Source organism: uncultured Parasphingorhabdus sp. (assembly GCF_963975555.1).
Classification (GTDB): Bacteria; Pseudomonadota; Alphaproteobacteria; order Sphingomonadales; family Sphingomonadaceae; genus Parasphingorhabdus.
The window spans coordinates 85,742-98,703 of record NZ_CAXBHH010000002.1 but is presented as its reverse complement, the minus strand read 5'-3'; the positions used below and the strand labels follow the sequence as shown (position 1 = coordinate 98,703).

At 56.5% G+C, this 12,962-nt stretch carries 12 protein-coding genes; all 12 read right to left on the bottom strand.

Features of this window, described 5'->3' with window-relative positions; translation table 11 throughout:
• Window positions 1-38: 38 nt before the first annotated feature.
• Entirely contained in the window at window positions 39-887 is an 849-nt protein-coding gene (locus tag AAC060_RS05870; RefSeq protein WP_339824001.1) for an alpha/beta hydrolase-fold protein, read from the bottom strand.
• Between the two features lie 44 nt (window positions 888-931).
• The gene (gene ligA / locus AAC060_RS05865) at window positions 932-3,241 is read right to left on the bottom strand and encodes an NAD-dependent DNA ligase LigA (protein ID WP_339823999.1); all 2,310 of its coding nucleotides are present in this window, start codon (window positions 3,239-3,241) and stop codon (window positions 932-934) included.
• Between the two features lie 160 nt (window positions 3,242-3,401).
• Window positions 3,402-3,812: an endonuclease domain-containing protein gene (locus AAC060_RS05860; RefSeq protein WP_339823997.1), complete on the bottom strand. Its 411-nt coding sequence runs from the start codon at window positions 3,810-3,812 to the stop codon at window positions 3,402-3,404.
• A 141-nt stretch (window positions 3,813-3,953) separates the two neighbouring features.
• Window positions 3,954-5,618: a DNA repair protein RecN gene (gene recN / locus AAC060_RS05855; protein WP_339823995.1), complete on the bottom strand. Its 1,665-nt coding sequence runs from the start codon at window positions 5,616-5,618 to the stop codon at window positions 3,954-3,956.
• Window positions 5,619-5,674: 56 nt separating this feature from the next.
• Window positions 5,675-6,460 carry an outer membrane protein assembly factor BamD gene (locus AAC060_RS05850; RefSeq protein WP_339823994.1) on the bottom strand — a complete coding sequence of 262 codons (786 nt, stop codon included), beginning with the start codon at window positions 6,458-6,460 and terminating at the stop codon, window positions 5,675-5,677.
• Window positions 6,461-6,651: 191 nt separating this feature from the next.
• Entirely contained in the window at window positions 6,652-8,943 is a 2,292-nt protein-coding gene (gene pnp / locus AAC060_RS05845; RefSeq protein WP_339823993.1) for a polyribonucleotide nucleotidyltransferase, read from the bottom strand.
• Between the two features lie 267 nt (window positions 8,944-9,210).
• A complete protein-coding gene (rpsO, locus tag AAC060_RS05840) occupies window positions 9,211-9,480 on the bottom strand; it encodes a 30S ribosomal protein S15 (RefSeq protein WP_339823992.1) in 270 nt (89 codons plus the stop codon).
• Between the two features lie 25 nt (window positions 9,481-9,505).
• Window positions 9,506-10,480: a tRNA pseudouridine(55) synthase TruB gene (truB, locus tag AAC060_RS05835; RefSeq protein WP_339824707.1), complete on the bottom strand. Its 975-nt coding sequence runs from the start codon at window positions 10,478-10,480 to the stop codon at window positions 9,506-9,508.
• A 27-nt stretch (window positions 10,481-10,507) separates the two neighbouring features.
• A complete protein-coding gene (locus AAC060_RS05830) occupies window positions 10,508-11,236 on the bottom strand; it encodes a hypothetical protein (RefSeq protein WP_339823991.1) in 729 nt (242 codons plus the stop codon).
• 2 nt (window positions 11,237-11,238) lie between these two features.
• Entirely contained in the window at window positions 11,239-11,781 is a 543-nt protein-coding gene (locus AAC060_RS05825) for a GNAT family protein (protein ID WP_339823990.1), read from the bottom strand.
• 100 nt (window positions 11,782-11,881) lie between these two features.
• On the bottom strand, window positions 11,882-12,460 hold the full coding sequence (locus tag AAC060_RS05820) for a thymidine kinase (protein WP_339823988.1): 579 nt from the start codon (window positions 12,458-12,460) through the stop codon (window positions 11,882-11,884).
• A gap of 89 nt (window positions 12,461-12,549) precedes the next feature.
• The gene (rbfA, locus tag AAC060_RS05815; RefSeq protein WP_339823986.1) at window positions 12,550-12,960 is read right to left on the bottom strand and encodes a 30S ribosome-binding factor RbfA; all 411 of its coding nucleotides are present in this window, start codon (window positions 12,958-12,960) and stop codon (window positions 12,550-12,552) included.
• Window positions 12,961-12,962 lie beyond the last annotated feature (2 nt).

The window sequence follows — 12,962 nt, the reverse complement described above, 5'->3', positions numbered from 1 at the left end:
AGAGCGTCCGAAACAATCGAACCACGCCACAGCGTTATTCAGTCACCCATTTTATCACTGCAACGCAATGTCAGGCCATATTCCTCCAGCCAGTCGGCTTTTGTCGGCAGAAGATATTGCAAAGCTTCCGGTAACAAACCGTGCAGCGTGGTGGCATGGGCCAATTCGGTGCGCCGGTCGGCAAAGCACAGGTTAGAGCCTGCCTCCGCAACAAAGCGAAGCACCCCCTCCTCGGTCTCCCCGCCTTCGTCGGCGAGCGAAATGAACAAGGGCGGCCGATCCTGCTTCTCCATGCCAGCCAGACTATGCGACAGGCTTTGACTGTCCCATTGCAGGCTGGGCGACAGGGCCGCGTAGCCATCGAACAAGGCTGGCGCGACCGCCCAGGTTTCGGCGACAAAATGTCCAGCAGCGCTCTCCCCGGCCAGAAATGCGCGGCCGTCGTCCCGATATTGGCCTCTTACCAAGGGCAGAATCGAGGCCGACAACCATTTGCGAAAGGCAGCGCTTTCTCCCGCTGTGGGATAGCGTTCCATTTCGGCCTCTGCACCGGTTGGTGGCAGCAACTCTCTCTGGCGATCGACGGTTTCGACACCGACGAAGATGACCGGTGCGCTGCGCTGCCAAAGCTGGTTCCAGCGCTCCATGCCAAGGCTCAGGTAAAAATCCTGCTGCAATCCGGCATCCAGCATGATCAAAACGGGATAAGTCTTGTCGCTCTTGTCATAATCGGCGGGAAGCACGACATTCACGCGTCGCTCGACCCCATGGGTCGAGACCAGATAGGAGGTTCCGATCGTCAGCGGTTCGGACGTGATGCTATCCCGTGCGTGCAAAGGTGAAAGACCAATTATGAAAAGCGCCATGGCTATCGCTGGAAATTTCAACTTATATCCCTTTCAAAAATGACCGGGGATGATTTTCGTAAAACCTAACCCGCCGCGGCGACAATCTCCGCCCAAGCAGCCTCGTCTATCACTTCGATCCCCAGTTCCGCCGCCTTCTTCGCTTTCGACCCTGCACCCGGTCCAGCGACCACCAGATCGGTTTTTGCACTAACCGACCCTGAAGCTTTCGCGCCCAGAGCCTCGGCCTGTGCCTTGGCTTCGTCGCGGCTCATGGTTTCCAGCTTGCCGGTGAAGACCACGATCTTTCCGGCCACCGCGCTGTCGCGGGTTTCGACGATATAATCGGGGGGTGATACTTCGCCGAGCAGGGCTTCCCAGACGGCGCGATTATGCGGCTCATGGAAGAAATCAGCCAGAGCCTCCGCCACCGTCGGGCCCACGCCATCAATCGACGTAATTTCCGCCCACGCCGCATCACCCGCTTCCGTTCCGGTCGGATCGGGCGAAGCCTCGCGGTTTGTGTCGAGCGAGTTCGAGACACCGGGATCCGCGTCATCACCGTCTCTCGACTGCGCTCGAGACGAACGGTATTTTGCCGATTCTTGCGCAATCTCCGCAACTTCCCGCAACCGCGGCAAAGTCCTGAAATTCTTCAGCAAATCCTTCGCCGTCACCGTACCAATATGCCTTATGCCCAATCCGAACAACAGCCGTGCCGCGTCCGGCTGGCGTTTCTTTTCCACAGCCGCCAACAGATTATCCACAGACTTGTCCTGCCAGCCTTCGCGGGCAAGGATTTCAGCGCGATGCTTATGCAGGCGGAAAATATCAGCGGGGCTTTCAAGCCAGCCTGCTTCGATAAATTCAGCAATGCTTTTCTCACCGAGTCCGTCGATATCCAGCGCCACCCGCGAGACAAAATGCGCCAGACGCTGGAAGCGCTGCGCCGGGCAGATCAGGCCGCCGGTACAACGCACATCAACCTCGCCTTCCTCGGCGACGGCTTCGCTGCCGCATTCGGGGCAATGATCCGGAAAATGATAAGGTTCGCGTTCTTCGTCGCGGGTCAGATTTTCCACGACCTGTGGGATTACATCCCCTGCTCGCTGGATCACCACCCGATCACCGGGTCGCACCCCCAGCCGTTCGACTTCATCGCGATTGTGCAATGTTACGTTGGACACCACCACACCGCCCACGGTGACGGGTTTCAGACGCCCCACCGGGGTCAGCTTGCCGGTACGCCCGACCTGAATATCGATACTCTCCAGCGTCGTCTGCGCCTGTTCCGCCGGGAATTTATGCGCCAATGCCCAGCGCGGTGCCTTGGCGACAAAACCAAGCCGCTGCTGCCAGTCGAGCCGGTCAACCTTGTAGACCACGCCGTCGATATCATAATCCAGATCGGCCCGTTCCGCCTCGATATGGCGAAAATGGGCGAGCATCTCGTCGAGCGTTTCGAAGCGCTTGACCAGCGGCGAAACCGGCACGCCCCAGCTTTCAATTGCCTTCATGACGTCAAACGCCGTCTCGCCCGGCACTTCGCTATGCACGCCCCAGCCATGCGCCCAGAATTTCAGCGGCCGCTTGGCGGTGACACTGGCGTCTTTCTGACGCAGCGAACCGGCAGCGGCGTTGCGCGGATTGGCGAACTGGCGAATTTTTTCCGGATCGAAATCGACGCCCTTGGTCTCCGCATCGGCCCTGCCTTCGTCCATCAGCCGCTCGTTTAGCCCGGCGAAATCGGCCTTGGCCATGTAAACTTCACCACGAATTTCGAACAGGTCGGGGATTTTGGAGAAAACCGTTCGCCCTGAGCTTGTCGAAGGGTCCCCCTCGTCCGAAGGCTGTGTTTCGACAGGCTCAGCACGAACGGATAATTGCTGCGGAATATCCGAAATCATCCGCACATTGGCGGTCACATCCTCACCAACCTGCCCGTCCCCGCGCGTCGCGGCGAGCACAAGCTCGCCCTTCTCGTAACGGAGCGAGCAGGACAGCCCGTCAATCTTGTCCTCGGCGGTCACCGCCACCGGCGCGCCCTCGTCCAGATTCAAGAACCGCCGCACCCGCGCCAGCCATTCGGCGATATCCTCGTCGGAAAAACCGTTGTCGAGGCTCATCATCCGCTGCGCGTGGGTGACCTTCGACAAAGGCGAAGCCGCCACCGCCGCCCCGACCAGCTTGTTCGGACTATTCTCCCGCACCAGATGCGGGAAGGCCTCTTCCAGCTCGTTATTCCGCCGCACCAGCGCATCGTAATCCGCATCGGAAATTTCCGGCGTGTCTTCGGCGTGGTAAAGCTTGTTATGCTTCGCGATCGTTCGCGCCAGGCGCATCAGTTCGTTGGCGGCATCGGCTTCGGAGAGGTCTTTTGGAGGAATAACGCTCACAAAAAGCCCCTCTTCTTCAGAGGAGGGGTTGGGGTGGTGGCGATGCTCTTGCATCGCTCGCGCAGCGACATGCGGCACAGAACCACCCCAACCCCTCCTTTAAAAAGAAGGGGCTGAAACGGGCTCGCTTGATCACTAACAGCGTTAGTAAGGCACTGACTCACTTGAGCCCCTCCTCTTCAGAGGAGGGGTTTGGGGTGGTGGAGGCACCACGTTCTTTCCACCGATCCGGAGTATCCTCCAACACATCAAGCAGAACCGACAGCACCCCGTCCATATTCCCCATCACATCCAAATTGCTAAAACGCACCGTCCGATATCCCTTTGTCCGCAATCGATCATCGCGCTTGAAGTCAGAATCGATATCATGCGTATCACCATCCACTTCAACAATCAGCTTTTTAAACGGGCAAAAGAAGTCCGCGATATAATATTCGATCACAGACTGACGGCAAAATTTATGGCCGCCCAGTTGCGAAGCCGAAAGATATCGCCACAGCCGCTTTTCCGGTTCGGTAGGATTGAGCCGCATCTCTCTAGCACGAACGAGAAGAGTGGCACGATCAGTCACGAATCTAGCCCCTCCTCTTCAGAGGAGGGGTTGGGGTGGTGGCGATGTGTGAACATCGCTCGCGCAGCGAATAGTGGACCGAAACCACCCCAACCCCTCCTTTAAAAAGGAGGGGCTTAAAAGGTGACATCCCGAAAAACACTAAACCCCCTCCAGCAACCGATCTGCCTGCGCTCTCGCCTCATCGGTCACATCGGCACCGGAGAGCATCCGCGCAATTTCCTGCCGCCGGCCTTCGTCGTCCAGCGCGCTGACATCGGTGCGCGACACGGTGCCGCTGAGCGACTTGTTGATCAGCATATGCGCGTCGCCCTTGGAGGCGACCTGCGGGCTGTGGGTCACGACCAGCAGCTGGGCGCCCCTGGACAGGCGCGACAGCCGGTCGCCGATAGCCGACGCCACTGCGCCGCCGACGCCGCGGTCGACTTCGTCGAAAATGATCGTTTTCAGGCCATATTCTTCGGCCAGCGCCACTTTCAGGGCGAGAATGAACCGGGAAAGTTCACCACCCGATGCAATTTTGCCCAGAGGGGCCAGTGGCGCACCGGGGTTGGTCGAGATCAGAAACTCGATCCGGTCCATTCCACCTTTATTCCAATGCTCTTCGGGTAATAGTTCAAGCAAAGTCTCAAATCTTGCCGCATCCAGTTTGAGCGGCGCCAATTCTCCTGCCACCGCTTTGTCGAGCGCTTTGGCCGCCTTGCTCCGCTGCGCCCGCAGGTTTTCCGCAGCCACAATGTAGGCTTGTTTCGCACCGGCCAAAGATGCTTCCAAATCTTCCAATGTCTTGCCGCCATCGCTGATCGCGGCCAGCTTGTTCTGCAGATCGTTGAGCAGATCAGAAAGCTTGTCCGGCTCCACCCGATGCTTGCGCGCCAGCCCTCTCAGGTCGAACAGCCGGGTCTCCATATCGTCGAGTCGCTGCGGGTCGAAGCTCAGCGCAGCCGCCGCTTCGTTAAGCTTGTCCTCGGCTTCGCTGGCGTCGATAATCGAGCGGTCCAGCGACTCCAGCGCCTCGCCGAGCAAGGGATGACCTTCGGAAATCATGTCGAGCCGCCGCGCCGCCGCTCTCAGCGAGGCCAGCCCGCCGTTGGAGCCGTCAAAGGCCGCCCGAATCGCTTCGAGATCGCCGGTCAGCCTCTCGCCCTTCATCATCGTCGCCCGGTCCAGCGCGAGTTCTTCTTCCTCGCCCGGTTGCGGTGCAAATTTCGAAAGTTCGGCAACGCTATGCTCGAGATATTCGCGGTCGTTTTCCGCCGTTTCCTGTTCCAGCTTCGCTTGCTCCAGCGCCGTTTTCGCGGCCTGCCAGGCGTCATAGGCATCGCGAACCACATTGCCTTCGACACCGGCGAAAGCATCGAGCAACGCCCTATGCCCCTTGGGGTTGATCAGACCGCGATCATCATGCTGGCCATGGATTTCAATCAGTTGTCCGCCCACCGTGCGCAGCAGGGTTGCCGAACAGGGCTGGTCATTGATGAAGGCGCGGCTGCCACCATCGGCCTTGACCGATCGCTTGATGATAAGCGGCTCGCCGGGTTCGATTTCAATATCATTTTCGGCGAGCGTAGCGGCCAGCTTGCTGCCCTTGGCGGGTGAAGCAAAACTGGCGGTAACCTGTGCCTTTTCCGTGCCCTGCCGGACCAGACCGCTATCCGCCCGATTACCGAGCGCCAGTCCGAGACTGTCGAGCAGGATCGACTTGCCCGCTCCGGTCTCGCCGGTCAGCACCGTCAGGCCCGACCCGAATTCGAGATCAAGCGCCTCGATCAGTACAATATCGCGAATGGAAAGGGACTGCAGCACAATACCCTCTTAAAACACGTTTACTCTAGCTGCAACGCATTGCAGCATCTGTAATGCTAACTGGCCCCGTGCTTGTTCACGAGATCATAAGCGCGCTCATACCATTTGGTGCCGGGATAGTTGGCACCCAGCACAGCAGCCGTCTTCTTCGCTTCTGTCGGAACACCCAGCGCAAGATAGGATTCGGTCAGGCGCATCAGCGCTTCCGGTGTATGAGTGGTGGTCTGGTATTTCTCGATCACGGTGCGGAACCGGATGGTTGCGGCGAGCCATTTGCCGCGACGCTGGTAAAAGCGGCCGATTTCCATTTCCTTGCCGGCCAGATGGTCATTGACCAGATCCATTTTCAGCTGGGCGTCCGCGGCATAGCGCGTGTTCGGATAGCGACGGGAAACCTCGCCGAGAGACGCCAGCGCCTGTTCGGTGATCTTCTGGTCGCGAGTGACATCGCTGATCTGCTCATAATAGCAAAGCGAAATCAGATAATAGGCATAAGCGGCGTCCTTGTTCCCCGGATGGATCGACAGGAAACGACGCGATGATTCTATCGCCTTGTTATAATCGCCAGAGAGATAATAGCTGAACGCGCTCATCTGCTGTGCGCGACGGGCCCAGGGTGAATAGGGATGCTGGCGCTCGACTTCATCGAACAACGCCGCCGCAACCTTGTACTGGCCACGGTCAAGCCGGTCTTTTGCCGCATTATATAGCGTGTCCACATCGCGAGCGACGTATTTCGTGTCGGTACCACTACCGCCACCGCCTCCTCCCAGAAGAGCACAACCGGAAAGTAGCGAAGCGGAGAGGCCCAATACGGCCCATTTGAGAATGTGTTTTTTCATATGGCAGACCTCTTAACCGCTTGTTTTCATCCAGCCAAGAACAAAGCAAAAAAACCGCTGGAGCAGAACGATACTCCCTGTTCTGTTTCAGCTTTACAAGACATTAATCGGACGATGCAGCCGGAAATATACCCGGCAAAGAAAAGGGCCCGGATCGCTCCGGGCCCCTTGCTGTTTCATTTTGCGAAAATCTAGTCTTCGGTGATCGAAGCAGGCAATGGAATATCGCCGCCTTCATCCTTTGGACCGTCGTTGTTCCGGCCACGTCCGCCGCCGTCACGACCACGGCCACCGCCGTCGCGTCCGCGACCGCCGCCACCAGCACCGTCACGGCGTGGTCCACGAGGCTTGTCACCGCGTGGTTCGCGTGCAGGACGCGTGTCTTCGAGCTCTTCGCCAGTTTCCTGATCAACAACCCGCATCGACAGACGGACCTTGCCGCGCTGGTCGATTTCGAGAACCTTGACCTTGACTTCCTGGCCTTCGCTCAGTTCGTCAGAGACCTTCTCGACACGCTCATTCTTGATTTCAGAAACGTGGACGAGACCGTCCTTGCCGCCCATGAAGTTCACGAATGCGCCAAAGTCGACGAGGTTTACAACCTTGCCGTCATAGACTTTGCCGACTTCGGCTTCTTCAACAATGCCCTTGATCCATGCGATTGCCGCATCGATCTGGGATTTGTCGGAAGAAGAAACCTTGATCAGGCCTTCGTCGTCGATATCGACTTTCGCGCCGGTTTCAGCAACGATTTCGCGGATCACCTTACCACCGGTACCGATAACTTCACGGATCTTCTCTTTGTTGATCTGCAAGGTTTCGATGCGCGGAGCATGTTCGGACATTTCGGTCCGGGTGCCGCTGAGCGCCTTGCTCATTTCACCGAGGATATGAGCGCGACCGCCACTGGCCTGTTCCAGAGCAGACTTCATGATTTCCTGCGTAATGCCGGCTACCTTGATATCCATCTGCAAGGAGGTGATACCTTTTTCGGTACCCGCAACCTTGAAGTCCATGTCGCCGAGATGATCTTCGTCGCCGAGAATGTCGGAAAGAACCGCAAATTCTTCGCCTTCGAGGATCAGGCCCATCGCAATACCGGAAACCGGACGCGCCAGAGGCACACCAGCATCCATCATCGCAAGCGAACCGCCACAAACGGTCGCCATCGAGGACGAACCGTTGGACTCGGTAATGTCCGAGAGAACGCGGATCGTGTAAGGGAATTCTTCCACTGTCGGCAATACCGGACGGAGCGCGCGGAAAGCGAGCTTACCATGGCCGGTTTCGCGGCGGCTAGTAAATCCGAAACGTCCAACTTCACCAACCGAATAAGGAGGGAAGTTATAGTGCAGCATGAAGTTGGTGTAGCTCAGACCGTCTAGACCATCGATCATCTGCTCGGCGTCTTTGGTGCCCAGGGTCGTGGTCACGATCGCCTGTGTTTCACCGCGGGTGAACAAAGCCGAACCGTGGGTCCGTGGCAGCAAGCCGACCATGGCTTCGATCGGGCGAACCTGATCGAGCTTACGGCCGTCGATACGCGTACCGTCTTTAATGATGGCACCGCGAACGATTTCGGCTTCCAGCTTCTTGACCATCTTGCCGGCGGTCATCTGGGTCTGGCCGTCTGCGTCGGCATATTTTTCTTTGGCTTTGTCGCGAACCTTGTTCAGCGCGTCGGAACGATCTGATTTGTCGGTTTTCTTGTAAGCCGCAGCAATATCTTTTCCGACCAGCTTGCGCAGTTCTTCCTTGATTTCGCTATTGTCATCACCGGCATCGAGCTTCCAGGGCTCTTTCGCAGCCTGTTCAGCCAGATCGATGATCAGGCCAGCAACCTGCTTGGACGCTTCATGGGCAAACGCTACGGCGCCGAGCATGACTTCTTCGGAAAGCTCTTGCGCTTCCGATTCAACCATCATCACTGCGCCCTGGGTAGCCGCTACAACCAGATCGAGTTCGCCTGTGGCGATTTCTTCCATCGACGGGTTCAGCTGATATTCGCCTTCTTTATAACCAACGCGAGCCGCACCGATTGGTCCCATGAAAGGAACGCCGGAGATGGTCAGCGCAGCAGAAGCTGCAACCATTGCCAGAATGTCGGGTTCGTTGACGCCATCATAGCTCATGACCTGACAGATTACGTTGATTTCGTTGTAGAAACCTTCGGGGAACAGCGGACGGCAAGGACGGTCAATCAAACGCGATGTCAGCGTTTCTTTTTCCGTCGCACGGCCTTCGCGCTTGAAGAAGCCGCCCGGGATACGACCGGCGGCAGAGAATTTTTCCTGATAGTGAACGGTCAGCGGGAAGAAATCCTGCCCGTCACGTACCGATTTGGCGGCGGTAACTGCGCACAGTACAACCGTTTCGCCGAGGGTCGCGAGAACCGCGCCATCAGCCTGGCGGGCAATCCGGCCCGTTTCGAGAGTGAGGGTCTGTCCGCCCCATTCCATTTCGACTTTTTTGATATCAAACATTCGTATTTTCCTTTGTCCCGCCTGCCCTATGCAGTGCGGGGGCTTTCTTGTGTCCAGCAATCCGGCTGAACAGCGGTTCGGGGTCATTGCGCCCCTTTGCTTGGCCGATTCTCACCTTATTGCAAGAATCTGCCGATCTGCTCCTCCGCCAGGGCGGAAGTCCATCTCCCAAGTTTGCGTAAATTGGCACTTTCTGGAGACGGGCACCTGTTTACACAGATGCACAAAGTGAAAACGGCCCCACTCAGGAGGCCGCCTTCGAAACTCTTATTTCCGGAGACCAAGGTCCTTGATCAACTTGGCGTAACGCGCGACATCTTTCTTGCGAAGATAGTCAAGCAGGCTCCGCCGTTTATTCACCATCATCAGCAATCCGCGACGAGAGTGATTGTCCTTGTGGTGGCCTTTGAAATGCTCGGTCAGGTTCACGATACGCTCTGTGAGCACGGCAACCTGAACTTCCGGAGAACCGGTATCGCCCTCTGTCTGGCCGAATTTTTTAATCAGTTCTTGTTTTTTTTCTGCGGTAATCGTCATTATTCATCATTCCTTCGAACATCTTTTACATATTGAACCCGCGGACCACCTTCACGGTGCCATCAACAATCTCTGCCAGAGCAACCGGAGAACCTAGATTCTCTGTTGCAAGAAAAAGCCCGTTGAGTGCGGGGTTCCCGATCAAATCCTGCTCGTCCAGCGTTAAGCCTTGCCGAAGCATTCTTGCCTGATCAGGGTCGAGGTCGAAAGCCGGGATGTCGTCCAGCCCCGCCTCAAGCGGCAAGAGGTATTGTTTAATGTCCGCGCCCTTACCAATTTCGTTGAGTTTGTCCAGCGAAATCGCCTCTTTCAAGGTGAACGGACCGGCCTTGGTACGGCGCAACATGGTGACATGACCGAACGTACCAACAGCCCGGGCGATGTCACGCGCGAGAGAGCGGATATAAGTTCCTTTGGAGACCGTGGCCGCGAGGGTTATTTCATCCAATAGTTCGTCATCCTGAACTTGTTTCAGGACCTCTCGAGATCCTGAAACAAGTTCAGGATGACGAACTGTAAGAGAATATATCGTCACCCCCCGCATTTTCATCTCCACATCAACCCCGGCCCGCGCCAGATCATAGGCTCGCTTGCCATCAATCTTAAGCGCCGAATATTTCGGCGGGATTTGTTCTATCGGCCCGGTGAATTGCGGCAGAACGGCTTCAACATCTGCCAGAGACGGTCGATGGTCGGATGATTCCGTTACCTCCCCCTCGACATCAAGTGTCTCGGTCTCGCTACCGAAGCCGATCGTAAATTCGTAAATTTTGGTGGCATCAAGCATCCGCCCGCACAGCTTGGTCGCTTCGCCAATCGCGATCGGCAAAACCCCGGTGGCCAGCGGGTCCAGCGTCCCGCCATGACCGACCTTCAGCTTGCCCTTGCCCTTGCCAAGAAGCCCCGCTTCGCGCAGATTGCGCTTCACCGCACCAACGGCTTGCGTCGATCCCAGTTCAAGCGGCTTGTCCAATATGATCCAGCCATGGGGCTTTTCCATCGTCAATCTATATCCTGTCTGAAAAGACTAATTTTTATCGGGATCAAAAGCGAAACCATCGCCGATATCATCGAAAAGGATCAGCGGCTTGCGACTGATCTTGCTCCACACTTCAGGAACATGTTCGTCTTCAATACTGCCGTTTTCGGTTCTCTTGCGCCGCGTAAGATAATTGATGCTGACGATATTCAATGCTCCGGACCCACGGTGCACATGATGATTGTCATAGCCGATCAACCCCAGTTGCGCGCCCTTCAGCCGAAACGAAAATATCCGGTTAAACATGTCCCAGGCCCCGGCGCTGGACCAAAAACCAATATTTAACCGCATGACGCCCTTGTCGATAGTCAGCGAGCCATCCGAGGCATTGTCAATCGGATCATCGATCATCGGGCCGCCGGTAACGGGAATGATCTGGTCGTTCTGTGCGATCCGCAAATATCCGCCACCCGCTTGCTTTACCGCCACCACGATTGTGCGCGGGTTTCCGTCATATGGGCCTGTGCCAAAACCGTTACCTTCAATGACCAGTTTCGGGTCATTCTGCCGGATGATAAGCGCCAGATCCGGTAGACCATCTTTATCCAGATCACCCTCGACGGATTTCTCCAGATACCAACCATCGGGAACAAATCCTTCGGCTGAAGTAGAATTCTGAGGAATTGAAGCAGCGCCGGATTGATCCCCGACATCATCACGTGCAATGCTTGCTGTATTTGCTAACAGCAACGCCGGGGCAAGGATCAAAAGTCTCATCTTCACAAACTCCACTCTTCCTTGAGCAGTCCGAAAACTGCTGTGTCCCGGACATAATTCGTCCAGGTAATGCGGTTCTTGCGCAATGTACCCTCATGCGTCGCACCGAGTTTCAACACAGCCGCCATCGAGCGTTTGTTGCGGGTATCGACCCGAAATTCGATGCGCGTAAATCCACAGGCAAAGGCATGGTCGATCATCAGTTTTTTCATAATGCCGTTAAATCCGCTGCCACGCACCGACGGCGCGATATAGGTTCCGCCTATTTCGGTCACTTTGGTCGTCTGATCGGGGTTGATATAATTGCTCATGCCGACAACCGTGTCGGTCCCGCTATTAATCACTGCAAAGCGGACCCAATTGCTGGTGTTGTGGAAGGACTGGATCGCCTTGTCGAAATTCTCGTCCAGCATCGATACCGGGTAAATGTCCCAGATTTCCTGATCCTCTGCGCAGGCTGCGCGGAGCGGTTCGAGATGATGGTCGGCCAGCGGTTCGAGACGAACGGGGGCGTCGGCCAGTATTTTGGAAAGCTTCTCTGCCATCAATCTCACTCGTCGCCCCAGCGGAGGCTGGGGCCTAACCCAATTTCCGCATGTCATAATCTTGCTTTGGATTCCAGCCTTCGCTGGAATGACGATTAAACTATCCGTTCAACCGCTCCCTAAAATGCTTGCGGCACAGCGCGATATAGCTCTCATTTCCGCCAATTTCGGTCTGTTCGCCGGCGTCAACCGCATGACCAGCTTCGTCAATCCGCAAGTTCATCGTCGCCTTGCGTCCGCATTCGCACACCGCTTTCAGTTCGACCAGACTGTCGGCAATGCCGAGCAGCTTTGCCGAGCCGGGAAATAAATTGCCCTGAAAGTCGGTGCGCAGACCATAGCAAAGCACAGGAACACCGCTCTCGTCCGCCAGTCGCGCGCATTGCCAGACCTGATCTTCGGTCAGAAACTGGGCTTCGTCGATCATCACACAGGCCAGCTTGGCTTGCTGATGTACTGCTTCGACTGCAGCGAACAGATCCGTATCTTCGCCGAAACGATGCGCATCGGCGTGCAGGCCGATCCGCGAGGCGATGGCACCGAAACTTTCCCGATTATCGATTGCTGCGGTCCACAGCATGACCTTCATCCCGCGCTCGCCATAGTTGAACGCCGCCTGCAGCAGATTGCTCGACTTCCCGGCATTCATCGATGCATAATAAAAATAGAGCTTGGCCATAAGCTCCGCTCCATAACCGTTCGTGCTGAACCTGTCGAAGCACTTTTGCGCCCTGAAACCGCCCTTCGACAAGCTCAGGACGAACGGGGCTAGTCCTCGTCGGCCTCTTTCGCCAAATCCTGCGCAACCTTGGGATTATTCAGCAGGCTTTCGATATGCTCGGCGGTATCAAAGCTTTCATCGGACAGGAATTTCAGTTTTGCCGCATATTTCATCTGCACCCGCTTCGCGACTTCCTTCTGGAAGAATGCGGTGTTGGTTTTCAGCGCCTTGAGCACGTCCGCCTCGTTGGCGCCGAGCAGCGGTTTCACGAACACCGTAGCGTGGCGCAAATCCGGTGACATGCGCACTTCAGTAACGCTAACGCTATGCGATGTCAGCACCGCATCATGCACCTCACCGCGCATCAGCAGTTCCGACAAGATATGCCGGACCTGCTCGCCGACGCGCAGCAAGCGGACCGAACGTCCTTCCGGAGATGTATCGTTATATTTTGCCATCG

Bases quoted from the DNA above. Each gene is read 5' to 3' on its own strand.
- AAC060_RS05850 (WP_339823994.1), bottom strand. From the start codon at position 6,460: ATGAAAAAACACATTCTCAAATGGGCCGTATTGGGCCTCTCCGCTTCG.
- pnp (WP_339823993.1), bottom strand. From the start codon at position 8,943: ATGTTTGATATCAAAAAAGTCGAAATGGAATGGGGCGGACAGACCCTC.
- rpsO (WP_339823992.1), bottom strand. From the start codon at position 9,480: ATGACGATTACCGCAGAAAAAAAACAAGAACTGATTAAAAAATTCGGC.
- truB (WP_339824707.1), bottom strand. From the start codon at position 10,480: ATGGAAAAGCCCCATGGCTGGATCATATTGGACAAGCCGCTTGAACTG.
- AAC060_RS05830 (WP_339823991.1), bottom strand. From the start codon at position 11,236: ATGAGACTTTTGATCCTTGCCCCGGCGTTGCTGTTAGCAAATACAGCA.
- AAC060_RS05825 (WP_339823990.1), bottom strand. From the start codon at position 11,781: ATGGCAGAGAAGCTTTCCAAAATACTGGCCGACGCCCCCGTTCGTCTC.
- AAC060_RS05820 (WP_339823988.1), bottom strand. From the start codon at position 12,460: ATGGCCAAGCTCTATTTTTATTATGCATCGATGAATGCCGGGAAGTCG.
- rbfA (WP_339823986.1), bottom strand. From the start codon at position 12,960: ATGGCAAAATATAACGATACATCTCCGGAAGGACGTTCGGTCCGCTTG.